The 22837-nt window shown below is 70.9% G+C and carries 18 protein-coding genes; 10 read left to right on the top strand and 8 right to left on the bottom strand.

What is annotated here, in order from left to right:
* Positions 1-253 precede the first annotated feature (253 nt).
* The 3 genes from ngcE (ACZ6NZ_RS31300) (at position 254) to ACZ6NZ_RS31290 (ending at position 3537) form a co-directional block, all read left to right on the top strand.
* Positions 254-1669: an N-acetylglucosamine/diacetylchitobiose ABC transporter substrate-binding protein gene (gene ngcE / locus ACZ6NZ_RS31300; protein WP_465861451.1), complete on the top strand. Its 1416-nt coding sequence runs from the start codon at positions 254-256 to the stop codon at positions 1667-1669.
* 63 nt (positions 1670-1732) lie between these two features.
* Positions 1733-2641, top strand: a complete 909-nt coding sequence (locus tag ACZ6NZ_RS31295) for a carbohydrate ABC transporter permease (protein WP_366608705.1) — start codon at positions 1733-1735, stop codon at positions 2639-2641.
* Positions 2638-3537, top strand: a complete 900-nt coding sequence (locus tag ACZ6NZ_RS31290; protein ID WP_465861450.1) for a carbohydrate ABC transporter permease — start codon at positions 2638-2640, stop codon at positions 3535-3537. The genes ACZ6NZ_RS31295 and ACZ6NZ_RS31290 overlap by 4 nt, the downstream gene beginning before the upstream one ends.
* A 601-nt stretch (positions 3538-4138) precedes the next feature.
* On the opposite strand, the gene ACZ6NZ_RS31285 is transcribed toward ACZ6NZ_RS31290, so the two are convergent.
* Positions 4139-5125 (bottom strand): N-acetylglucosamine kinase, encoded by a 987-nt coding sequence (locus ACZ6NZ_RS31285; RefSeq protein WP_465861448.1) that lies wholly within the window; start codon positions 5123-5125, stop codon positions 4139-4141.
* A 206-nt stretch (positions 5126-5331) separates the two neighbouring features.
* Between ACZ6NZ_RS31285 and ACZ6NZ_RS31280 the strand changes: the two genes are divergently transcribed.
* From ACZ6NZ_RS31280 to ACZ6NZ_RS31260, 5 genes are read left to right on the top strand one after another with little or no spacing between them, the layout of a single operon-like run.
* Positions 5332-6285, top strand: a complete 954-nt coding sequence (locus ACZ6NZ_RS31280; RefSeq protein ID WP_465861447.1) for a MurR/RpiR family transcriptional regulator — start codon at positions 5332-5334, stop codon at positions 6283-6285.
* Complete coding sequence (locus ACZ6NZ_RS31275) at positions 6282-7031, top strand: sugar isomerase domain-containing protein (RefSeq protein WP_465861446.1); 750 nt, start codon at positions 6282-6284, stop codon at positions 7029-7031. Before ACZ6NZ_RS31280 ends, ACZ6NZ_RS31275 begins: the two co-directional genes overlap by 4 nt.
* 26 nt (positions 7032-7057) lie before the next feature.
* Complete coding sequence (gene ngcE, locus ACZ6NZ_RS31270) at positions 7058-8494, top strand: N-acetylglucosamine/diacetylchitobiose ABC transporter substrate-binding protein (RefSeq protein ID WP_366608700.1); 1437 nt, start codon at positions 7058-7060, stop codon at positions 8492-8494.
* A gap of 18 nt (positions 8495-8512) precedes the next feature.
* Positions 8513-9421: a carbohydrate ABC transporter permease gene (locus ACZ6NZ_RS31265; RefSeq protein ID WP_366608699.1), complete on the top strand. Its 909-nt coding sequence runs from the start codon at positions 8513-8515 to the stop codon at positions 9419-9421.
* Positions 9421-10350 (top strand): carbohydrate ABC transporter permease, encoded by a 930-nt coding sequence (locus ACZ6NZ_RS31260; RefSeq protein ID WP_465861445.1) that lies wholly within the window; start codon positions 9421-9423, stop codon positions 10348-10350. Before ACZ6NZ_RS31265 ends, ACZ6NZ_RS31260 begins: the two co-directional genes overlap by 1 nt.
* A 6-nt stretch (positions 10351-10356) precedes the next feature.
* Here the strand turns inward: ACZ6NZ_RS31260 and ACZ6NZ_RS31255 are convergent, their stop codons facing one another.
* A complete protein-coding gene (locus tag ACZ6NZ_RS31255; RefSeq protein WP_465861541.1) occupies positions 10357-12048 on the bottom strand; it encodes an ABC transporter ATP-binding protein in 1692 nt (563 codons plus the stop codon).
* A 50-nt stretch (positions 12049-12098) separates the two neighbouring features.
* Positions 12099-13811: an ABC transporter ATP-binding protein gene (locus ACZ6NZ_RS31250; RefSeq protein WP_465861540.1), complete on the bottom strand. Its 1713-nt coding sequence runs from the start codon at positions 13809-13811 to the stop codon at positions 12099-12101.
* Positions 13812-13931: 120 nt separating this feature from the next.
* Between ACZ6NZ_RS31250 and ACZ6NZ_RS31245 the strand changes: the two genes are divergently transcribed.
* Both ACZ6NZ_RS31245 and ACZ6NZ_RS31240 read left to right on the top strand, forming a co-directional pair.
* Positions 13932-15641 carry a bifunctional 3'-5' exonuclease/DNA polymerase gene (locus ACZ6NZ_RS31245; protein ID WP_465861539.1) on the top strand — a complete coding sequence of 570 codons (1710 nt, stop codon included), beginning with the start codon at positions 13932-13934 and terminating at the stop codon, positions 15639-15641.
* Between the two features lie 264 nt (positions 15642-15905).
* Positions 15906-16499 carry a nucleotidyltransferase family protein gene (locus tag ACZ6NZ_RS31240; protein ID WP_366608697.1) on the top strand — a complete coding sequence of 198 codons (594 nt, stop codon included), beginning with the start codon at positions 15906-15908 and terminating at the stop codon, positions 16497-16499.
* Here the strand turns inward: ACZ6NZ_RS31240 and ACZ6NZ_RS31235 are convergent.
* From ACZ6NZ_RS31235 to ACZ6NZ_RS31215, 5 genes are all read right to left on the bottom strand, one after another.
* Positions 16496-17332, bottom strand: a complete 837-nt coding sequence (locus tag ACZ6NZ_RS31235; RefSeq protein ID WP_465861443.1) for a helix-turn-helix domain-containing protein — start codon at positions 17330-17332, stop codon at positions 16496-16498. The two genes, ACZ6NZ_RS31240 and ACZ6NZ_RS31235, sit on opposite strands and share 4 nt — an antisense overlap.
* A 9-nt stretch (positions 17333-17341) precedes the next feature.
* Positions 17342-18178, bottom strand: a complete 837-nt coding sequence (locus tag ACZ6NZ_RS31230) for an alpha/beta fold hydrolase (protein ID WP_465861441.1) — start codon at positions 18176-18178, stop codon at positions 17342-17344.
* Between the two features lie 137 nt (positions 18179-18315).
* On the bottom strand, positions 18316-19725 hold the full coding sequence (locus ACZ6NZ_RS31225) for a GH1 family beta-glucosidase (RefSeq protein ID WP_465861440.1): 1410 nt from the start codon (positions 19723-19725) through the stop codon (positions 18316-18318).
* Positions 19722-21953 (bottom strand): alpha-xylosidase, encoded by a 2232-nt coding sequence (yicI, locus tag ACZ6NZ_RS31220; RefSeq protein WP_465861439.1) that lies wholly within the window; start codon positions 21951-21953, stop codon positions 19722-19724. Before yicI ends, ACZ6NZ_RS31225 begins: the two co-directional genes overlap by 4 nt.
* Entirely contained in the window at positions 21950-22837 is an 888-nt protein-coding gene (locus ACZ6NZ_RS31215) for a carbohydrate ABC transporter permease (RefSeq protein WP_465861437.1), read from the bottom strand. Before ACZ6NZ_RS31215 ends, yicI begins: the two co-directional genes overlap by 4 nt.

The raw sequence follows: 22837 nt of genomic DNA, 5'->3' as shown, positions 1-22837 counted from the left end.
CGGGCCGGTCCGCCGCGAGGTGGGCCGGCCTTCGTCGGCGTACCCCCGGATCGTGGGGATTCGACGCGCCCGGCGGCGTCGGTCTGCGCGGGTGGCGATAACGGTTCGACAGTCAGGACTTGAAGTCCGAGCCCGGCTGTCGTAGAAATTCTTCAGCAACGGAGCATTAACTGAAGAGAACTACCGCCCCTCGCGCGGTGGACGCCTCCCCCACACGACCGGCGATCCGCCCGACCCGACCCGAGGAGAACCCATGAACAGGCGTGACATCCTGCGGCGCAGCGCCGCCGCCGGCCTCCTGGCCACCCCCGCCGCCGGTCTGCTGTCCGGCTGCGCCACCAGCGGTGGCGGTGACAAGAACGATGCCGAGACCTACCGCGGCACCAAGAGCGCCGAGAACCCGCTCGGCGTGAAGGAGGACGCCCCACTCGAGGTGGTGATCTTCGGCGGTGGGTTCGGTGAGGAGTACGCCAAGGCCCACGAAGCCATGTACACCGAGAAGTACCCGAAGGCGAAGATCAGGCACTCCTCCACCCAGGAGATCAGCAAGACCCTCCAGCCGCGCTTCGTCGACGGCACCCCGCCCGACGTGGTCAACAACTCCGGCTCCAGCCAGATCGACTTCAACGGCCTGGTCAGCCAGAACGCCCTCGCCGGCCTCGACGAGCTGCTGGCCGCCCCCAGCCTCGACATCCCCGGCAAGACGGTCAAGGACACCCTGCTGCCCGGCGCGGTCGAGGTCGGCTCCTACGACGGCAAGTTCCTGGTGCTCAACTACACCTACACCGCCTACGGCATCTGGCACTCCGCCAAGCTCTTCGCCGACCGCGGCTGGTCGTACGCCAAGACCTGGGACGAGCACATCGCGCTCTGCAAGCAGATCAAGGCCGCCGGCATCGCCCCCTGGACGTACGCCGGCCTGCACCCGCGCTACATGAGCTGGCCGCTGATCTCCACGGCGATCAAGTTCGGCGGCCCGTCGGTGGCGACCGCCATCGACAACCTGGAGCCGAACGCCTGGAAGTCCGACTCGATGCGCGCCGCCGCCGACGCCTGGCACCAGATCGTCAAGGACAAGTACATCCTGGAGGGCTCGCCCGGCCTGGACCACAAGCAGTCGCAGACCGCCTGGTGTCAGGGCAAGGCCGCCTTCATCTCCTGCGGCTCCTGGCTGGAGAGCGAGCAGAAGGACGTCACCCCGGCCGGGTTCACCATGACCATCGCGCCCACGCCGAGCCTCGGCAGCGGCGACAAGTTGCCGTTCGAGGCGATCCGGGGCACCGCCGGGGAACCGTTCATGGTGCCCGCCAAGGCCCGCAACGTCGCCGGCGGCCTGGAGTACTTCCGGACCATGCTCTCCAAGAGGGGCGCCCAGGACTTCACGAAGAAGGTCGCCAGCCTCACCGTGGTCGCCGGCGCCACCGAGGGCGTCGAGCTGCCGTACGGGCTGAGCACCGTGGTGAAGGCCCTCGACGCGTCCGGCGCCAACGGCTTCAACTGGGTCTACAACAGCTTCTACCGCAAGTTGGAGCGCAACCTCGTCGACGCCGCGTGCGGCGAGTTCTTCAGCGGCCGGATCGGCCCCGCCGAGTTCCTCGATCAGTGCCAGAAGGGCGCCGACTCGATCGCCCAGGACAGCACGATCAAGAAGTACAAGCGAGCGGCCTGACCGCCCGGCCGGTGGGGGAGACGTCCGCCCCCACCGGCCGACCCCAACGGAGAGGTCCCTCTCGTGAAACATGGCAAGTGGCCGCTGATCGTCACGTTCCTGGTGCCACCGGTGCTGCTGTACGTGTTCTTCGTCGTCTCGCCGTACCTCCAGGCGTTCCAGATCTCCACCACCGACTGGCTCGGCTACTCGGCCGACGCCAACCCGGTCGGTCTGGCCAACTTCAAGACCCTCTGGCACGACGACTACGTGTGGAACGCGCTGAAGAACAACGCGATCCTGCTGGCGCTGGTGCCGGTGCTCACCATCGTGCTCGGGCTCTTCTTCGCCACCATGCTCGCCATGGGCGGGCGTAAGGGCAGTGCGGGCGTCACCGGGGTACGCGGCGGCGCCCTGTACCGCACCGTCTACTTCTTCCCGCAGGTGCTCTCCGTGGTGATCATCGCGTTGCTGTGGAAGGAGGTGTACCACCCCAACAAGGGGCTGCTCACCACAGCTCTGCACGGCCTCGGCCTGCCCGCGCCGACCTGGCTCGGCGACCCGGCGACCGCCTTCTGGTGCGTGCTGGCGGTGATGGTGTGGAGCAACGTCGGCTTCTACGTGGTGCTGTTCGGGGCGGCGATGTCGGCGGTGCCGAAGGAGATCTACGAGGCCGTCCTGCTCGACGGCGCGTCCCGGTTCACCACCCTGCGCCGGGTCACCCTGCCGCTGCTCTGGGACACCGTCCAGGTCGCCTGGGTCTACCTGGCCATCTTCGCCCTGGACGGGTTCATCCTCGTCCAGCTCATGACGAACGGCGGGCCGAACTTCTCCACCGACGTGATCGGCGTGCGCATGTACGACACCGCCTTCGGCAGCGAGACCAAGTTCGGCTACGCCTCGGCTATCGGCGTGGTGATGTTCTTCCTGACCCTCTCGGTGGCGGTGCTGTCGCTGCGGGTCGGCCGGCGCGAACGGATCGAGTACTCGTGACCACTCTGGATCAGCCCACCGCGACCGCCCCGACCCCGGTCACCGGCGGGGACCGCCCGGTACGCCGGGAACTCGGCGTGGCCAACGCCCTCTCGCACGGCTTCCTGTTGCTCTGGGGCCTGCTCACCGTCCTGCCACTGCTGTGGATGTTCATCAGCTCGTTCAAGACCAACGGCGAGATCCTCGCCGACCCGTGGGGGCTGCCCGGCGCGCTGCACCTGGACAACTGGGCGCGGGCCTGGACCGGCGCGCACATCGGCCGGTACTTCCTGAACAGCCTGGTGGTGGTGGCCGGCTCGGTCAGCCTCACCATGCTGATGGGCGCCACCGCCGCGTACGTCTTCGCCCGGTACGAGTTCCGTGGTCGCCAGGTCGTCTACTACCTGTTCGTCGGCGGCCTGATGTTCCCGGTGTTCCTCGCCCTGGTGCCGCTCTTCTTCGTGGTCCGCAACGCCGGCCTCTTCAACAGCTGGCTCGGGCTGATCCTCGTGTACGCGGCCTACTCGCTGCCGTTCACCGTGTTCTTCCTGACCGCGTTCTTCCGGAGCCTGCCGACCTCGGTGGCGGAAGCCGCTTTGGTCGACGGCTGCGGTCACTTCCGGCTCTTCTTCCGAGTGATGCTTCCCATGGCACGTCCGGGACTGATCAGTGTGGCGATCTTCAACTTCCTCAGCCACTGGAATCAGTTCCTGCTACCGCAGGTGCTGTTGCAGGGCGACGAGTCGAAGTGGATGCTGGCGCAGGGGCTCTTCGCGCTGTCGGTCAGTCAGGGGTACGCCGGCGACTACGCCCGGCTCTTCGCCGGGCTGAGCATCGCGGTGCTCCCGGTTCTCGCGGTCTACGTGGCCTTCCAGCGGCAGGTGCAGGCGGGCCTCACCGCGGGGCAGCTCAAGTAGGGTCCCCTTCTGGGTCTGACCGATCCCGATCACCCCCTTTCGGCGACCGAATAGGCCTCGCCCCTCGCCTCGCTCCCGCCCCGCGCGCCGTGCCCCTCGCCCCGCTCCCGCCCCGTCCGCGCCGACCCGCACCTTGATCCACGCCCAACCGAACCGTCCCACCAACCGCGCCCAGTCGGACCCCACCTGCGACGCCAAGATCCGTGCAACTTCGGTGAAACTGCTCCCTCGCCGCGTCGTAAGGCAGCAGTTTCACCGAAAGTGCGCGGATCTCGGCAATGCCGCGATGGGCCGGGGCGGGTACAGGCGCTCTGAGCGTGCGTGCGGGTGTGGAGCCCAGGCCGCCGCCATGATCGTGCTCGATCCTGGATGTAGTGGTCTCGCGCGGCCGGGAGGGGACTACATCCAGGATCGAGCACGATCATGAGGGGCCGCGCGACCGTAAGGCCGCCAGGTGGCGCGCATCGGGGTGCAGTGCGGCGCGCATCACGGTGCAGTGCGGTGCGCATCGGGGTGCAGTGCGGTGGCGCGCATCGGGGTGCGGTGCGGTGGCGCGCATCGGGGTGCAGTGCGGGCGGGCGTCTGATCGGCGCGGGGTGGGTCAGGGGGTGGGGAAGAGGAGGGCGTGCAGGGCGTCGGGGTCGGTCACCTCGGGGAGGCCACGCGCGGCGAGCCAGGCCGCGGCGGCGGCCCCGTCTCCGGCGGTGCGCAGCGGCGCGTCCGGCCAGTGGCGCGCGACCTCGGCGCTGACGGCGGCGGCGAGCGGGGTGTCCGCGGTGAGCAGGCCGCCGCCGAGCACGATCGGTGTGACCGCCCCGGCGGGGCGGATGCGGCTCACGCTCTTGGTGAGGTGCGCGGCGGCTTCGGTGATCAGGTCGGTGGCGACCGGGTCGCCGTGGGCGGCGGCCTCGACGACCAGCGGCGCGAGCCGGGCCAGTTCGACGGGGGGTCGACGGGTCACCGTCTGGATGGTGGCGTCGACGGTGTCCCGAGGGCGGGCGGCGATGTCGGCGCTGCCCAGAATCTCGGTGAGCACGGTCGTGGTCAGCGCGCCAAGCGCACTGCCGGCGTCGAGGTCGGCCAGCAGTCGGCGTACGGCTTCCCGGCCGAGCCAGAAGCCCGACCCGGCGTCGCCGAGCAGCCAGCCGTGGCCGTCGGCGATCCGGTCGAGCCGCAGTTCGTGGACGTGGGCGGTGATCGCGCCGGTGCCGGCGATGAGGATGGTGCCGTCCGGGGCGGCGGTGCCGGAGGCGTACGCGACCAGGGCGTCGCCGTGGACCTCGTACGGGCAGCGTAGGCCGGCGTCGTGCCAGGCCTGGTCGAAGGCGGCCCGCCCGGCCGGGTCGGCCAACAGTCGGCCGGCTCCGGCGAGCCCGATGGTGCCGGCGGCGGCCCTCGTCGGGTCGACGTCGACGAGCGCTTCGCGGAGCGCGGTCAGCAGTTCGGCGGCGGCGCGCTCGGCACCGTGACTGGTGGGGTTGCCGCCGCCGGCGCGGCCGGTGCCGACGCGTTGCCCGGTGAGGGTGAGGACGGTCGCCCGGGTGGACGTACCGCCGATATCGAGACCCACCACGACGGTGTCGGACATCGGCACGAGGCTCCTTGCGCGGAACGGCGATCTGGCTTGTTCATGCTGGTCGGCGGGGTCGTGCGGGGCAAGTTGTGGCGAGCGTGGAGGGCTGTGCAGCAGGTAACAGTTTGAAAACTTCGCCCACAGTCTTGACACAGAGGGTCGTTCAGTAAGAACTTTTACCACTAACAGTTAACAGTCTTTTCGGAAAGCAGGGGCGTCTCATGGTTGATCACGAGGTGGACACCGCCGCGGGGACCGCGGTGGTCGACGCCGACGTGATCGAGCGACGGACGTTGGCCTCCGACGGGGTGTTGGCCCGGGTTCGCAACGGGCTCGGCGAGTTGACCGGCGCCCTGCGTCGGGTCGCCGAGCACGTGCTCAGCGACCCGGAGGCCGCCGCCCGCTCCACGATCGTCGAACTGGCCGAGCGCAGTGGCACCTCACCGGCGACCATCACCCGGTTCTGCCGCGCGATGGGCTTCGAGGGGTACGCCGACCTGCGACTGGGCATCGCCTCCGAGACCGGCCGGGCCCGCTCCGCCGGTTGGACCGTCGACATCGGACGCGAGATCCAGCCGAGCGACCCGCTGGCCCGGGTGCTCGACCAGATCATGGCCGCCGACACCCGGGCCATGCACGACACCGCCACCCTGCTCGACCTCACCGAGGTGGAGCGGGCCGCGGTGGCGATCGCCGGCGCCAACAGGGTGAACATCTTCGGTGCCAGCGGCAGCGCCCTGGTCGGTGAGGAGATGCAGTTCAGCCTGCACCGCATCGGTGTGGCGGCGTGGGCGTGGAACGACGTGCACGAGGGGCTGGCCAGCGCCGCGCTGCTGCGCTCGGGGGACGTGGCGCTCGGCATCTCGCACACCGGGCAGACCCGGGAGACGATCGAGATGCTCGCCGAGGCGGGCAGCCGGGGCGCCACCACGCTGGCGCTCACCGGCTTTCCTCGCTCCCCGTTGGCCGAGCTGGCCGACATCGTCCTGCTCACGGCCAGCCAGGCGACCACCTTCCGGCCGGACGCGCTCTCCGCCCGGCACCCCCAACTGGTGGTACTCGACCTGCTCTACATCGCCGTCGCCCAACGCACGCACGACCGCGCGCACGCGGCATTCCGGCGGACAGCGCAGGCCGTCGACGGGCACAAGGCAGCGAAGGGAGCCCTCTCATGATCAGCGCCCAGGGGTACGCGGAGGCCGTCCGCCCGGTGCTCGACCGGCTGCTCGACTCGGAGGCCGACGGGATCACCCGGGCCGCCGACCTGATCGCCGACAGCCTGCGTGACGGCGGCGTGCTCCAGGCATTCGGCGCCGGGCACTCGGAGGCGTTCGCCGCCGAGCTGGTCGCCCGGGCCGGCGGGCTGGTCCCCACCAACCGGCTCTCGGTACGGGATCTGGTGATGCACGGTGACGCCCCGCGTGACGTGCTCGCCGACCCCAAGCTGGAACGTAATCCCTCCATCGCCCACCAGATCTACGCGCTCGCGGCGCCCCAGCCGCGCGACGTGTTCGTGGTGGCGTCCCAGTCCGGCATCAACGGCTCGGTGGTCGAGCTGGCGGCGCTGGTCACCGAGCGCGGTCACCCGTTGATCGCGGTCACGTCGGTCGAGCACACCGCGCGGGTGGCGCCACGGCACCCGTCCGGACACCGGCTCGCCGACCTCGCCGACGTCGTGCTGGACAACGGCGCGCCGTACGGCGATGCACTGCTGCCGCTCGAGGGCGGCGGCGCGGTCTGTGCGGTCTCCTCGGTCACCACGGCGCTGCTGGCGCAGTTGCTGACCGCGGAGGTCGTACGACGGTTCCACCAGGCCGGGGAGGTACCCCCTATCTACCTCTCCGCCAACGTCCCCGGCGGGGACGAGCACAACCTCGCCCTCGAGTCGCGGTACGCCGGACGTCTCCGGCGTACCGCATGACCCGAATTTCACAAGGAGAGACGACGATGTCGATTACCCCCGAACACCCGGCCGCACTCGACCGTCGGACGGTCCTGCGTCGCGCCGCCGCCGTGGGCATGCTCGCCACTCCGGCCATCGGCCTGCTCGGCGCCTGCGCCACCAGCGGCAGTGACGGTGACAACGAGCAGGTCGCCGGCGGCACCAAGAGCGAGGCGAACCCGCTGGGCGTCAAGGAGGACGCCGCGATCGAGGTGGTCATCTTCAACGGTGGCTACGGCGAGAAGTACGCCACCGACGTGCACGAGCCGCTGTACAAGAAGGCGTTCCCCAAGGCCGAGGTCAAGCACCAGGCCACCCAGGCCGTCTCCACCGTGCTCCAGCCGCGCTTCGCCTCCGGCAACCCGCCGGAGTTCGTCAACAACTCGGGCGAGAAGCTGATCGACTTCGGTTCGCTCGTCGCCGACGGTCAGCTCCAGGACCTCACCGAGCTGTGGGACGCGCCGTCGGTCGACGACCCGAGCAAGAAGGTCCGCGACACCGTGGTGCCCGGCACCATCGAGGCGGGTTCGTTCAACGGCAAGCCGTTCGTCCTGTACTACGTCTCCACGGTCTTCGGCATCTGGTACTCGGCGAAGCTGTTCAAGGACAATGGCTGGGCCCCGGCGAAGACCTGGGACGAGTTCATGACCCTGCTCACCAACATCAAGGCCAAGGGCATCACCCCGTACGGCTACGCCGGTGCGAACGCGGCCTACTACCAGTGGAACGTGATCCTCACCCAGGCCGCCAAGATCGGCGGCACGGACGTGCTGAAGAACATCGACAACCTGGAGGACGGCGCCTGGAAGCAGGACGCCGTGAAGCAGGCGGCCGCGGCGTGGGCCGAGGTCGGGGCGAAGTTCAGCGACAAGAGCTTCGAGGGCCTCAAGCACACCGACGTGCAGCTGCGGCAGAACCAGTACAAGGTGGCCCTGTACCCCAGTGGTGACTGGCTGGAGGGCGAGCAGAAGAAGGACACCCCGGCCGGCTTCGACTACCAGCTCATGCCGGTGCCGAGCCTGACCGCGTCGGACAAGCTGCCGGCCACCGCGCTGCGCGCCACCGCCGGTGAGGGCTACTTCGTCTCGGCCAAGAGCAAGAACCCCAAGGGTGGCCTGGAGTACATGCGTCAGATGCTGTCGAAGGCGGGCGCGAAGGGCTTCACCGAGGTGGTCAAGGCCCCGACCGTGGTCACCGCCGGCTCGGAGGGCTTCGCCTTCCCGCCCGGTGTGGCCAGCTCGCAGGCCGCGCTCAAGGCGGCCGGCCAGGACGTGTTCAACCTGTACTTCGACGGCTGGTACAAGGAGCTCGACACGGAGGCGCGTACCGCCACCAACGAGCTGATGTTCGGCCGGATCAACGCCGACGCCTTCGTGGAGCGGATCCAGAAGCGCGCCGACGCCATCAAGAAGGACAGCTCCGTCACCAAGTTCAAGCGCTGATCGATCGGAGCTAGGGTCATGCGGCACGGCAAGTATCCATTCGTGATCGGGTTCCTGTTCGCCCCGGTCGCGCTGTACGTGACATTCGTGATCTGGCCGTACGCGCAGGCGTTCCAGATCTCGATGACCAACTGGCGGGGGCTGTCCGCCCCGCAGTGGGTGGGCTTCGACAACTACCGGAGGTTGCTCGACGACGGGGCCTTCTGGAAGGCGGTCCAGCACCACGGCGTACTGCTGCTTGCCCTGCCGCTGATCACCATTGCCATCGCGTTGTTCTTCTCCTTCCTGCTCAACGTGGGCGGCAAGAGCAGCGGTGGTCAACGCCAGGGGGTCTGGGGGGCGAAGTTCTACCGGGTGGTGTTCTTCTTCCCCCAGGTCCTGGCGGTGGCCATCATCGCGGTGTTGTTCCAGATGGTGTACCGGCCGAACGAGTCCGGCCTGATCAACGGTGTGTTGATGAAGTTCGGCATCGAGCCGATCCTCTTCCTGGTCAAGCCGAGCCTGGCGCTCTGGTCGATCCTCGCGGTGCTGATCTGGCAGGCGGTCGGCTTCTACGTGGTGCTCTTCTCGGCGGGGATGGCCTCCATTCCCGGTGAGATCTACGAGGCCGCCGAGATGGACGGGGCGACGAGGGTGACGCTGTTCTTCCGGGTCACCCTGCCGCTGCTGTGGGACACGCTCCAGGTGGCCTGGGTGTACCTCGGGATCGCGGCGTTCGACGCGTTCGCCATCGTGGCGGTGCTCTCGGTGGACGGTGGCGGCCCGGACGGCGCCACCACCGTGCTGGCCATGGAGATCTACCGCAACGCCTTCGTCTACTCGAAGTACGGCTACGCCTCGGCGATGGGCGTGGCGCTGTTCTTCCTCACCCTCACGTTCGCGGCGCTGACGCTGCGGCTCACCAAGCGGGAAAGCGTGGAGTACTGATGAATCCGCAGTCGACGCTGCCGCCGACCCCGGCCGCGCTGCCGCCGAAGACCGGTGACCCGTCCGCCCCCGCCGGGCCGGGGCGCAAGGACCCCCGCTCGGAGGTACGGCTCTTCGCCGGCCTGGGGCACGTCGCGCTCGCCGTGTGGGCGGTGATCGTCATCGTGCCGATCCTCTGGACCTTCCTGGCCGCGTTCAAGAACACCAGCGAGATCTTCAGCAGCCCGTGGACGCTCCCGGCCGAGCTGCGGTGGGAGAACTTCGGGCGGGCCTGGACCAAGGCGCACGTCGGCCGTTACTTCATCAACAGCGTGATCGTGGTGTCGTGCAGCACGTTCCTCACCATGCTGCTCGGTTCGATGGCCGCGTACGTGCTGGCCCGTTACAAGTTCTGGGGCAACCGCGCGGTCTACTACCTGTTCGTCTCCGGGTTGGCCTTCCCGGTCTTCCTGGCCCTGGTGCCGCTCTTCTTCGTGGTGAAGAACCTCGGTCTGCTCGACACCCACACCGGCGTGATCCTGGTGTACGCGGCGTACTCGTTGCCGTTCACCGTGTTCTTCCTGGCCGCGTTCTTCAAGACGCTGCCGTCGTCGGTGGCCGAGGCGGGGATGATCGACGGCTGCTCACACACCCGGCTGTTCTTCCAGGTGATGATGCCGATGGCGAAGCCGGGCCTGATCAGCGTGGCGATCTTCAACATCATCGGCCAGTGGGCGCAGTACCAGCTGCCGTTGGTGCTGCTCTCCAACGCCAAGGACAAGTGGGTGCTCACCCAGGGCATCGCCGACATCTCCGTCAACGCCGGCTACGAGGCGGACTGGTCCGGGCTGTTCGCCGCGCTGACCATCGCCATCCTTCCGATGATCATCGTGTACGCGGTCTTCCAGCGTCAGATCCAGGCCGGCCTCACCTCCGGAGCGGTGAAGTAGGACGCCTCACCGCTCGGCGACGCGGGTGTGCCAGGAGCGCCACAGGGCTGCGTACGCCCCGCCGGCCGCGACCAGCTCGTCGTGGCTGCCGATCTCGGTGATCCGACCGTCGGCGAGCACGGCGACCCGGTCGGCGTCGTGCGCGGTGTTGAGCCGGTGCGCGATCGCGATGACGGTCCGACCGACCAGCACGGCGGCCAGCGCGCGTTCGGTCCGGCGGGCGGTGGACGGGTCGAGCGCGGCGGTCGCCTCGTCCAGGATCAGCGTGTGCGGGTCGGCGAGCACCAACCGGGCCAGCGCGAGCTGTTGGGCCTCGGCCGCGCCGAGTTGACGGGCCCCGTCGCCGAGCTGGGTGTCCAGGTCGTCGGGGAACTCGGCGAACCACTCGGCGCCCACGGTGAGCAGCGCGGCGCGCATCTGGTCGTCGGAGGCGTCGGGCGCGGCGAAGGAGAGGTTGTCGCGTACCGAGCCGATGAAGACGTGGTGCTCCTGGGTGACCAGGGCGATCCGGCGGCGTCGCTCGGCCGGGTCGAGGTCGGTGATCGGGCAGCCGCCGATGGTGACAGAACCGTCGCGTGGCGCGTCGATCCCGGCCAGCAGCCGGGCCAGGGTGGACTTGCCGGCGCCGGACGGGCCGACGACGGCCAGCCGCTCACCGGGCTGCACCTCCAGGTCGATGCCGTGCAGCACGTCCGGCCCGTCGGAGTAGGAGAACCGGGCGTCGCTGACGACCAGCCGCTCACCCCGTGACGAGGCGTTCGTGCCGGGTGCTTCCGGCGGGACCATGCCCACGCCGAGCAGTCGCGCGTACGACGCGAAGCCGCGTTGCGCCTGCTCGGTCCACTGCAACAGCCGGTCCAACGGGTCGATCGCCTGTTGCAGGTAGAGCGCGGCGGCGACCACCGCGCCGAGCGACACCATGTCCCGGGAGAGCAGGTAGCCCCCGACGAGCAGGACCATGGCGACCGGCAGCGGATAGCTGGCCTCGACGACCGAGAAGAACACCGTACGCAGCGCGAGGGTCGCCCGGCGGGCCCGCCACACGGCTGTGACGCGGGTGGTGCCGTGCCGGACCCGGTCGTCGGCCAGCCGCAGCGCCTCCACGGTGCGCGCGCCCTCGGCGGTGGTGGTCAGCGTCTCGGTCAGCTCGGCCGCCGCCGCGCCCTCGGTGAGGTACGCGGAGCTGGCCCGGCGCAGGTACCAGCGGGTCACCGCCACGATCGACGGGAGCCCGGCCAGCGCGGCCAACCCGAGCAGCGGGTGCAGCAGGAAGACAGCCCCGAACAGCAACGTCAACTGCACCGTGGCGATGACGATGGTGGGCACCACGTCCCGGACGGTGGTGCCGACCGTCGACACGTCGACCGAGCTGCGGGTGGCCAGGTCCCCGGAGCCGGCACGCTCGACGACCGAGACGGGCAGCCCGAGAGTCCGGGAGACGAACTCCTCGCGCAGCTCGGCGACGGCCCGTTCGCCGAAGCGGTGGCCGGCGTACTGGGCGTACCGGGAGAGCAGTGCGCTGACCACGACGCAGCCGGCGATGGCCAGTGCCAGCCGGTCCACGGTCGCCACGCCCGCGCCCGCGGTGACCCGGTCGACGATGGTGCCGAGCAGCCACGGCGGGGCGAGCCCGGCGACCGCGGCGGCGCTGTGCAGCGCCAGCACGAACCCGACGGCGCGCCGATGCCGACTGATCATGTCCCGCAGGGCCCGGCGTACGGTGCCACGGTCGGCGACCGGCAGCCGGCTCACCGGTACGCCTCCTCGCTGCCACGGGCCACCAGGTGCCGGTAGGCCGGGTCGTCGTCGAGCAGGTCGGCGTGGCTGCCGGTGGCGGTGACCCGGCCGGCGCTCACCAGCGCGACCACGTCGGCCCGGCCGAGCAGCAGCGGCGACGCGGCGATCACCACTGTGGTCCGCCCGGCCCGCGCGGCCCGCAGCCGCTCGGCAACCCGCGCCTCGGTGTGCGCGTCCACCGCCGACGTCGGATCGACGAGGATCAGCACCTCCGGTTCGCTGCGCAACGCCCGGGCCAGGCGCAGCCGTTGGCGTTGGCCGCCGGACAGCGTCCGGCCTCGTGCGTCGATCGGGGTGTCCAGCCCGGCGGGCAGGGCGTCGACGACGTCCTGCGCGGAGGCGGTCCGCAGGGCCGCGTCGATCCGTTCGTCATCGTCATCGTCGTCGGCCCCGGCGCGCAGGATGTCACGCAGGGTGCCGGCGAAGAGGTAGGAGTCGTGGTCGGCGACGAGGATCCGCGCCCGGACCTCGTCCAGGGCGACGTCGCGCAGCGGCACACCGCCCCAGGTGACGTCGCTGGCGACGTACCGGCCGAGCCGGTCGGCCAACGCCACGGCTGCCGCCGGGTCGTCCGCCGCCACCCCGGTCAGGTGGCCGGCGCGTACGGTCAGGCCGGTCACCGGGTCGTGCAGGTCGGCCGGGTCGGCCGGCCCGGTCAGGTCGTCCGGCCGGCGTGCCTCGGGCACGGCGCCCGGCCACCGGCGGCCCGGGCCGCCGACGTCGTCCGGTGTCACGTTGAGCAGGTCGGCGATGCGTCGGGCGGCCACCCGGCCGCGAATGAGCTGGTGGCTGCCCTCCAGCAGAAACCAGACCGGCACGATCAGGGTCGCCACGTAGCCGTAGACGGCGACCAATTCGCCGATCGTGACGTCGCCGGTCACCGCCATCCGGGCCGTCAGCCACACCACCGCCGCCAGGAACAGCCCGGGGATGGCGACGGTCGCCGCGTCGATCCAGCTGTTGACCGCGCCGACCCGGTAGCCCTCGGCGCGCAGCTCCTGGGACCGGGCCGCGTACCGCCGGGCGAACAGGTCCCGGCCGCCCACCCCGGCGAGCACCCGCAGGCCGGACACGATGTCACCGGATCGGGCGGTGAGCGCGCCCTGTTGCCGACGGTAGACCGATTCGACCTGTTCCAGGCGGCGCAGCAGCGGCCCCACGATCAGACCGACCACCGGCACCCCCACCAGCACGCAGAGCGCGAGCATCGGGGAGACCGACCAGAGCACCACGGCGATCACCCCGTACGCGATGACAGCGCCGACGCCGGGCCCGGTCAGCGTCAGCACCTGCGCCGTCCAGTCGATGTCGGAGCCGCCGATGGTGGACACCTCGCCCGCTCCGACCCGCCGGGGCAGCACCGCGCCGATGCGGGACAGGTGGCGCAGCAGAACCTCCGCCGAGCGGGCCTTGGCGTCCTCCCGGATGAAGGTCATCGTGCGGTGCCGCATGATGCCCAGGTAGGACAGGGCCACGCCCGCGACGACGATGGCCGCTACCCAGAGGGCCAGGGCTCGGGTGTCGCGTTCGCGCAGCCCGTCGTCGACGGCGCGGGCGATGAGGTAGGGCCGGGCCGAGAGCCCGATCATCCAGGCCGTGCCGATCAGGCTGCCGCGCAGCACCCGCCAGGGTTGGCAGCGGACGAGCCACCACAGGTAGCGCATCGGACCGCGGGCGTCGGGGGTGCCGGGATCGGGATGCGGGATCTGGGGAGGCACCCGATCACGCTACCGAGCGGCCCCGACAGCCCACCGGCCCGACGACGGTGAGGTGCGCCTCCGTTCCTGTCGGACCGGAGAGGCAGAATCACGTTCGTGCTGGTGGCGGTGGTGTCCGACGAGAGGGGTGGGGGAGTGCTGTGCCCGCTGGACGCCACCGGCCGGCCGAGCGGCGCACCCGAGGTCGTCACCGATCTGGTCGCCGCGCTCGCCGCCCGCGAGGCCGCCGAGCACCCGCGCTGGGTCTGGTCGACCGCCACCGCGATCTACCCGACGCTGCTGCGCGCCGGCGTCCGGGTCGATCGGTGTCATGACGTGGAGTTGACCGAGGCGTTGCTGCTCGGGCACGTGGGCCGGTGGGGTGAGCCCCGCTCGCTGGCCGCCGCCTGGGCCCGGCTGACCGGCGCGGCGGTGCCGCCCGACCCGCCGCCGCGCGTCGCGGCGCCTCCCGGGCACGGGCAGGGCGCGCTCTTCGACACCCTGCCCGGTCCGCCGGGCCCGGGCATCGAGGCACTGATCCAGGTGTACGCCGACCAGCTCACCCGCGTCGCCGCGACCGAGCACCCCGGCCGGTTCCGGTTGCTGGTGGCCGCGGAGTCGGCCGGCGCGCTGGTCGCGACGGAGATGGGTGTCGCCGGGCTGCCCTGGCGGGCCGACGTGCACAACGAGATCCTGCACGAGCTGCTCGGCGAGGCGTCCCCGGTCGGTGGTCCGCCCCGCCGACTCGCCGAGCTGGCCGCCCGGATCGCCGACGCGCTCGGCGTACGCGGTCTGCACGCGGACTCTCCGGCGGAGCTGCTGAAGGCGTTCGCCCGGGCCGGGGTGGAGCTGCCCAACACGCGGGCCTGGGTGCTGCGCGGGGTGGACCATCCGGCGGTGCCGCTGGTGCTGGAATACAAGGAGCTGTACCGGGTCTGGACGGCGCACGGCTGGTCCTGGCTCGATCAGTGGGCGCGGGGCGGCCGGTTCCAACCGGAGTACGTGCCGGCTGGTGTCGTCTCCGGCCGGTGGGCCACCCGGGGTGGTGGCGCGTTGCAGATTCCCAAGGTGATCCGACGGGCGGTGGTGGCCGATCCGGGCTGGCGGTTGGTGGTCGCCGACGCCGGCCAGTTGGAGCCCCGGGTGCTGGCCGCGGTCTCCGGCGACGAGCGGTTGGCGGCGGCGGGTGGTGCTGGCGACCTCTACGCGGCCCTGGCCCGGGACGCGTTCGGCGGTGACCGGGCCAAGGCCAAGGTGGCCCTGCTCGGCGCGATGTACGGGCAGACCGGCGGGGCCGCGGTGCCCGCGTTGGCGGTGCTGAAGCGCAGCTATCCGACGGCGTTCGGTTACGTCGAGGCGGCGGCGCGTACCGGTGAGACGGGTGGGTTGGTGCGGTCGTGGCTGGGGCGGACGTGCCCGCCCGGCTCGGTCGGGTTCGGTGATTCCGACGACGAGCCCGCCGATCCGGAGGCGGCGGGTGATCCGCACAGTCCGCGGGCGCGTGCCGCCCGGTCCCGGGGGCGCTTCACCCGCAACTTCGTCATCCAGGCCACGGCGGCGGAGTGGGCCTCCACGTTGCTGGCCACGCTGCGCACGGAGCTGTCCGGCAGCGACGCCGAGCTGGTCTTCTTCCAGCACGACGAGGTGGTCGTGCACGCGCCGGCCGATCAGGCGGACGCGGTCGCCGAGGCCGTCAACCGGTCGGGTGAGCGCGCCTCCGCGTTGCTCTTCGGCGCGACGCCGGTCCGGTTCCCACTGGACCTGTCGATCGTCGACTGTTACGCCGACGCGGCCTGACCGCCACTCCCGCCATGATCAGGTGACCTGAAGTAGGTTCCAGGAGCCCTGCCGACCTCTTTCTCATCTCTTGATCAACGGCTCGCCGCGGGAGCGGAAGCGGGGCGGATCGGCTGCGGGTCCGGTGTATAACGGTTGTGCTATTTCTCCTTTTCGCCCCGCCACCCCTGGTTGGCGCTCCTCGTTGCAGTGTCCGTAGGAGGGGGCAGATCGGTCGCGGTCGCTCCCATGCTTGAGGGGGCGCAGCTGAACGGGATCGCAGGAATGATCATCGCCGCAGGCGGGGGACGACGGATCGGTGGTCCCGAGGCGCTGCTGCACCAGGGCGACAAGCCCCTGGTGAATCAGATGATCGACACGATGACCGAGGCGGGCTGCGAGCGGATCGTGGTCGTCCTGGGGGCTGCCGCCGAGCAGGTCCAGGAGACCGCCGACCTGGCCAAGGCGACCGTTGTGATCAACAAGGCGTGGGGCACCGGGGTCGGCTCGTCCATCCGGGCCGGCCTGGCCGCGATGGACGACGAGGGGATCGAGGCGGTGGTGGTGGTGCCGGTCGACATGCCGGGCCTGACCGCCGCGGCGGTCAGCCGGGTGGCCGCGCTGCCGTACCCGGACGTGCTGGTCTGCGCCACCTACGACGGGCTGCGCGGCTACCCGATGTTGTTCGGCCGCCGGCACTGGCCCGGCATCGCCACCCTGGCCAGCGCCGACGTCGGCGCCCGGCCGTACCTGTTGGCGCACAAGGACCAGATCGTCGACATCGCCTGCGACTCGGTGGCCGACGGCAGCCGGGTCGACACCCCGGAGCTGATGGAGATGTACGGGCTCACCGTCCCGCCGCAGCGCGTCGGGGTCTAGCGGGCGGGCCACGCCACGTCGTCGATGGCGAGCCACGGCGCGGCGGCCACCGCCGTGGGCGTCTGCCCGGCGAACTCCACCACGTCGCGGTGCAGGTGTGACTGGTCGACGAAGCCACTCTCGGTGGCGACCGTCGCGGCGCAGTGGCCGGCGGCCAGCAGGTGCACGGCGTGGTCGAACCGCACCAGGCGGGCGGCGCGTTTGGGTGTGATGCCCACCTGGGAGCGGAAGCGGGACAGCAGGCGTTTGCGGCTCCAGCCGACCTCGTCGGCCAGGCTGTCGACCCGTACCCGGCCCCGGCTGGTGCGGGTCCGCCGCCAGGCGTGGGTGACCTCCGGATCGGCCGGTCGGCGAGCGTCCAGCCGCCGGGCGAGGATCTCGGTGGCGATGGCGAACCGTTCGTCCCAGGACGCGGTGGCACGTAGCCGGGCCTCCGTGCGTTCGGCGTCGCGGCCCCAGACGTCGTCGAGGGAGACCACCGCCCCGCAGATCTCCCTCGACGCGCCGAGCACGGCGGCCGCGACGACCGGTTCCAACCGGATCTGGAGGCACTCGCCGAACCCCCGGCCGGTTGCCCGGAGGTCGCCGGGAAGCAGGCCGACGACGGCGCTGCCATGTCTGGGCTGGCCGTCCACGGCGTAGGTGAGGCCGGTCTCCTCACTGAGGTCGACGATCAGGGTGATCGACGGGTGCGCGACCATGGCGATGTCCACCGGTGCGCGGGCGCGGTGCCGGAACCCGGCCATGCGAACCCCCGGCAACCGGGTCGACGGGCGCGGGACCACCACGTCCACCAACGACCAGTCGAGCGGGGTCGTCCCCATCGGCCGCATCTGCCGAGTCTAGGCAGTCGGGGGCGTCGGTGGGGTGCCCGCGGGGGTTGCCGTGAAGCCCAGCAGCAGCCGGCCGGTCGCCTCGGGCGCTTCGAGCATGGGGACGTGTCCGACGCCGGGCAGCAGTTCGACCCGCGCCTTCGGCACCGTCTCGTACCGGTGCGCCGACGACGGCTCCCAGCGGGGGTCGGCGCCGCCGAAGACCACCAGCACCGGGACGTCGAGAGGGGCAAGGCGCTCGGGCACGCTGCGCTGCGCGATGTACGCGTCGTAGGCGCGCAGCACCGACCTCAGCGTGCGGTAGGTGAGGTGTCGCAGGTCGCCGACCAGCTCGTCCGGAACGTCGACCGGACGCGCGCAGGTGACGCTGATCCCCCTGCGGATCATGGCGTCCGATCGCCGCGCCCAGAGCAGCGGTCCGAGCGGTGGAGCCAGCAGGGCCCGGAGCAGGGCCGGCTGTGGGAGCAAGGCGTCCGGACTCGGGCCGGTGCTGACCAGTGCGAGCGAGCGCACCAGGTCCGGGCGTCGTTCGGCGAGCGCGGTGGCGATGTAACCGCCGCTGGAGTGCCCGAGTGCGACGACGGGCCGGACGCCGAGGTCGTCGAGCACCGCGGCCACCCGGTCCGCCTGGTCGGGCACCGCGTACGACGGCGGGGCCGGCGACCGGCCGCAGCCCGGGAGGTCCACCCGGATGACGTGGTGGTGGCCAGCGAGCGCCGGCACCACCGGATTCCAGGAGGCGCCCGACATCCCTGATCCGTGGATCAGCAACAGCGGCGGCGCCCCCGGCGGACCGTCGTGAACCACGTGCATTGCCGGCGACCGCGCGACGTCGTACTCGCTCATGGCGACGACGATGCCCGGCCGTCGCTCGGATGTCTTGGACAAATGTCCGCGCGGAGTTCCGCCGGGCATGGCGCTGAAACGGCGTCGCCGCCCCCGGCCCTCGACGGGCGGGGACGGCGACGCGCCACCGGTCGGTGTCAGTCCTGCGCCTGGTCCAGCTCACCGGTGGCGGCGAGTCGCTGGTACCAGTGGGCGCTGTCCTTCCAGGTGCGTACCTGGGTGTCGTAGTCGACCCGGATGATGCCGAAGCGGCGGTCGTATCCGTAGCCCCACTCGAAGTTGTCCAGCAACGACCAGACGAAGTAGCCGCGCACATCCGCGCCCTGCGTGCGGGCGTCGGCCATCGCGCCGATGTGCCGACGCAGGTAGTCGATCCGCCGGTCGTCGTGGATCCGGCCGTCGGCCGACACCACATCGTCGAACGCCGCGCCGTTCTCGGTGATCATCATGGGCTGATTGGGGTATTCGCGCCGCAGCCGCAGCAGCAGCTCGGTCAGCGCCGGCGGGTCGATGTTCCACCCCATCGCCGTGTACGGGCCGGGCTGCGGCAGGAAGTCGACGTTCTCCGCGGCGACCCACGGCGTGGAGGTCGACGCGCCGTGCCCGTCGGCGTCGGAGCGGGCCGACACCCCGTCCCACGCCCGGACCAGTGTGCTGGAGTAGTAGTTGACCCCGAGCACGTCCAGCGGCACCGCGATCAGCTTCTCGTCGCCCTCGCGGACGAACGACCAGTCGGTGACGGAGGCGGTGTCGGCCAGCAGGTCGGCCGGGTACTCCCCGTCCAGCATCGGGCCGAGGAACGCCCGGTTCGCCAACGCGTCGATCCGCCGGACCGCGTCCTGGTCGGCGGCCGAGTCGGACGCACCCCGGATGACGTGCAGGTTCAGCGTCACCGACAGCTCGGCGGACGGGGCCAGCTCCCGGACCACCCGACCGGCCAGGCCGTGCGCGAGGTTGAGGTGGTGCACCGCGGCCAGCGCCGCCGCCGGCTCGGTCCGACCCGGCGCGTGCACACCGGAGGCGTAGCCCAGGTACGCGGAGCACCACGGCTCGTTGAGCGTCGTCCAGGTGTGCACCCGGTCGCCCAGCGCGCCGACGATGCCCGCCGCGTACTCCTGGAAGCGCAACGCGGTCTCCCGCGCCGCCCACCCGCCGGCGTCCTCCAACTCCTGCGGCAGGTCCCAGTGGTACATGGTGGCGACCGGGCGGACGCCCCGCTCCAGCAGCCCGTCCACCAGCCGGGAGTAGAAGTCGATGCCGGCCTGGTTGAAGGCGCCCGAGCCGCCCGGCTGCACCCGTGGCCAGGCGATGGAGAACCGGTACGCGTCCAGCCCGAGGTCGGCGATGTGCCCGAGGTCGTCGGCCCACCGGTGGTAGTGGTCGGCGGCCACGTCACCGGTGTCACCGTTGAGGGTCCGACCCGGTGTGTGGCTGTAGGTGTCCCAGATGGACGGTCCGCGCCCGTCCTCGGTCGCCGCGCCCTCGATCTGGTACGCGGCCGTCGCCGAGCCCCAGACGAAGCTCTCCGGGAAGTGGTGTTGCGTCATCGTTGCGTCCCCTGGATCTCGCAGATGTAGCCCGTCGAGGTGCCGGCCACCAGTTCGGCGCTGGCCGTCCCACCCGCGTAGCGCACGTCGAACTCGGCGCCCGGCCCGTTGCCGGGTGACGGTACCCGTACCCGGGTCCGCTGCCCCTCGGCCGGTGCGTACACCCGCAGCCGCACATCGTCGGCCCACTCGTAGTCCGGTCGGTCGGTGCGCGAGCCGAACGGGATGACCGCGCCCGGTCGGGCCAGCACCGGCAGGCTGTCGAAGCAGTGCTTCTCGGTCAGCCAGGCCGGGCCGGTGACCTGCGCGCCGGTGACCAGGTGCGTCCAGGTGCCGGCGGGCACGTAGTAGGTGACGTCGCCGTCGGCGCTGAGCACCGGGGCGACCAGCACGTCCGGGCCGAGCATGTACTGCCGGTCCAGATGCGCCGTCGCCGGGTCGTCCGGGAACTCCAGGAACATCGGGCGCATCACCGGCGTACCGTCGCGGTGCGCCTCCTGGGCGGCGGCCGCCAGGTACGGCATCAGGCTGAGCTTGAGGTGGGTGAAGTGCCGCAGCACGTCCACGGCCTCCTCGTCGTACGCCCACGGCACCCGGTACGAGCCGGAGCCGTGCAGCCGGGAATGAGAGGAGAGCAGCCCGAAGGCGACCCACCGTTTGAACACCGCCGGGTCGGGAGTGCCCTCGAAGCCGCCGATGTCGTGGCTCCAGTAGCCGAAGCCGGAGGCCGCCAGGGACAACCCACCGCGCAGCGACTCGGCCATCGCGACGAACGTCGACTCGCAGTCGCCACCCCAGTGCACCGGGAACTGCTGCCCGCCGGCGGTGGCCGAGCGGGCGAACAGCACCGCCTCGCCCTCGCCGCGCTCGGTCTCCAGCAGCTCGAAGACCGCCTTGTTGTAGAGGTACGAGTAGTAGTTGTGCATCCGCTGCGGATCCGAGCCGTCGTGCCACACCACGTCGGTCGGGATGCGCTCACCGAAGTCGGTCTTGAAGCAGTCGACGCCCATGTCCAGCAGGGCCTTGAGTTTGCCGGTGAACCAGCGGACCGCGTCCGGGTTGGTGAAGTCGACGAGCGCCATGCCGGCCTGCCACTTGTCCCACTGCCAGACCGAACCGTCCGGGTTGCGCACCAGGTAACCGGCCGCGCGGCCCTCCTCGAAGAGGTACGAGCGCTGCGCGATGTACGGGTTGATCCAGACGCACACCTTCAGGTCGCGCTCGTGCAGCCGGCGCAGCATTCCCTCGGGATCGGGGAAGGTCGCCGGGTCCCAGATGAAGTCGACCCAGTGGAACTGGCGCATCCAGAAACAGTCGAAGTGGAACACCGACAGCGGCAGCCCGCGCTCGGCCATCCCGTCGACGAACTCGGTCACCGTCTTCTCGTCGTACGAGGTGGTGAACGAGGTGGACAACCAGAGCCCGTACGACCAGGCCGGCACCCGGGCCGGGCGGCCGGTGAGGGCGGTGTAGCGGCGCAGCACGTCCTTCGGAGTGGGCCCGTCGATGACGTAGTAGGTGAGCGACTGGCCCTCGACGCTGAACTGGGTCTGAGCCACGACCTCGGAGCCGACCTCGAACGACACGTGCTCCGGGTGGTCCACGAAGACCCCGTAGCCGGCGCTGCTCAGGTAGAACGGCACGTTCTTGTACGCCTGCTCGCTGGCGGTGCCCCCGTCGGCGTTCCAGATGTCGACGGTCTGCCCGTTCTTCACGAACGGGCCGAAGCGCTCGCCCAACCCGTACACCGTCTCGCCGACACCGAGGGCGAGCCGTTCGTGTACGTGCCGGCGGCCCTCGGCGTCGGTGACGACGCCGACGCTGCGGGCGGTGGACGCGGTGACCAGCCGGTCGCCGTGCAGGAAGTCGACCCGCCACCCGTCGATGAGCGCGACCCGCGCGGTCAGCTCGCCGGTGGTCAGCGTCGCGCTGAGCCCGGTGACGTCGACGGTGACCGGGTGGGTGTCGTCGGTGCTCAACCCGAAGTGCGGCTCGCGGGGCAGCCCGCCGGTGTGGTGGGCGATGGTCACGCCGATGACACCGGGGGCGGGGGAGAAGAACCGGACGGTGACCAAGGGGCGGTTCAGGGTGTCGCCGCGGCCGGTGATCTGACCGGTCGGTGCGAAGACGGTGAAGCCGCGCGCGTCCGGCTCGACCGACTCCACGGTGCCGGGGCGCAGGACGCTGACGCCGGGGCGCAGCTGCCAGTACCCGTCGGTGAACTTCACTTCTCGGCTCCTGCCGTGATGCCGCGCGCCAGAGTGCGCTGGAAGATGAGGAAGAAGAGGATGGCCGGCACCAGGCTGATCAGCGCGCCGGCGTTGGTGGTCGGAGCGTCCATCAGCCGGTCGCCCTGCAAGGACGCCAGCGCGACCGGAATGGTCTGCGTCTGGTTGTCGATCAGCATGACCAGCGGGATGAGGAACTCGTTCCACGTCCAGATGAAGAAGAAGATGAGCAGCACCGCGAGGGTGGGCCGCAGGTTCGGGAAGACCACCCGCCACAGCACCGTCCATTTGCCGGCGCCGTCGAGCGCGGCGGCCTCCAGCAGCGAACGCGGGAAGGTGCCCATCACCGAGGCCAGCAGGTACGTGCCGAACGCGCTCTGGATCACGGTGAAGATGATGATCACCGAGAGTTGGGTGTTGTAGAGGCCGACCTGCTTCGCCACGTAGTACAGCGGGTAGATCAGCGCCTCCTGCGGCAGCATGTTGGCCAGCAGGAAGAGACCCACGATCCACAGCCGGCCCCGGACCCGGCCGATGCCCAGCGCGTACGCGTTGAGCAGTGACACGGCGACGCCGAGCACTGCCACCGAGCCGGCGATGACCGCCGAGTTCCAGAACTTCAGCGGGAAGTTGACCTCGGTCCAGTACGTGCGCAGACCCTTGGTGTAGAACTCCGTCGGCCAGCTCAGCGGGCCGCCCGACGAGTAGTCGCCGGGCGACTTGAACGCGTTGAGCAGCATGAACGCGAACGGCACCAGCATGACGAGCGCGCCGAGGGTGACCAGGGCGAGCACCACCCAGCGGCTGACGCCACGGTGGTGTCGATCGCGTACGGGCCGGGCCGGTAGCACCGGCGCGGGGCTCGGTGTGAGCGTGACGGCCAT

The sequence above is a fragment of the Micromonospora sp. NPDC047756 genome (genome assembly GCF_055587245.1).
Note: the sequence above shows the minus strand (reverse complement) of the source record. Positions and strands in the feature narration are given on the sequence as shown.

Bases quoted from the DNA above. Each gene is read 5' to 3' on its own strand.
- ngcE (WP_465861451.1), top strand. From the start codon at position 254: ATGAACAGGCGTGACATCCTGCGGCGCAGCGCCGCCGCCGGCCTCCTG.
- ACZ6NZ_RS31285 (WP_465861448.1), bottom strand. From the start codon at position 5,125: ATGTCCGACACCGTCGTGGTGGGTCTCGATATCGGCGGTACGTCCACC.
- ACZ6NZ_RS31280 (WP_465861447.1), top strand. From the start codon at position 5,332: ATGGTTGATCACGAGGTGGACACCGCCGCGGGGACCGCGGTGGTCGAC.
- ACZ6NZ_RS31275 (WP_465861446.1), top strand. From the start codon at position 6,282: ATGATCAGCGCCCAGGGGTACGCGGAGGCCGTCCGCCCGGTGCTCGAC.
- ngcE (WP_366608700.1), top strand. From the start codon at position 7,058: ATGTCGATTACCCCCGAACACCCGGCCGCACTCGACCGTCGGACGGTC.
- ACZ6NZ_RS31265 (WP_366608699.1), top strand. From the start codon at position 8,513: ATGCGGCACGGCAAGTATCCATTCGTGATCGGGTTCCTGTTCGCCCCG.
- ACZ6NZ_RS31260 (WP_465861445.1), top strand. From the start codon at position 9,421: ATGAATCCGCAGTCGACGCTGCCGCCGACCCCGGCCGCGCTGCCGCCG.
- ACZ6NZ_RS31255 (WP_465861541.1), bottom strand. From the start codon at position 12,048: ATGATCAGTCGGCATCGGCGCGCCGTCGGGTTCGTGCTGGCGCTGCAC.
- ACZ6NZ_RS31250 (WP_465861540.1), bottom strand. From the start codon at position 13,811: ATGCGCTACCTGTGGTGGCTCGTCCGCTGCCAACCCTGGCGGGTGCTG.
- ACZ6NZ_RS31240 (WP_366608697.1), top strand. From the start codon at position 15,906: ATGATCATCGCCGCAGGCGGGGGACGACGGATCGGTGGTCCCGAGGCG.
- ACZ6NZ_RS31235 (WP_465861443.1), bottom strand. From the start codon at position 17,332: ATGCGGCCGATGGGGACGACCCCGCTCGACTGGTCGTTGGTGGACGTG.
- ACZ6NZ_RS31230 (WP_465861441.1), bottom strand. From the start codon at position 18,178: ATGAGCGAGTACGACGTCGCGCGGTCGCCGGCAATGCACGTGGTTCAC.
- ACZ6NZ_RS31225 (WP_465861440.1), bottom strand. From the start codon at position 19,725: ATGACGCAACACCACTTCCCGGAGAGCTTCGTCTGGGGCTCGGCGACG.
- ACZ6NZ_RS31215 (WP_465861437.1), bottom strand. From the start codon at position 22,837: ATGGCCGTCACGCTCACACCGAGCCCCGCGCCGGTGCTACCGGCCCGG.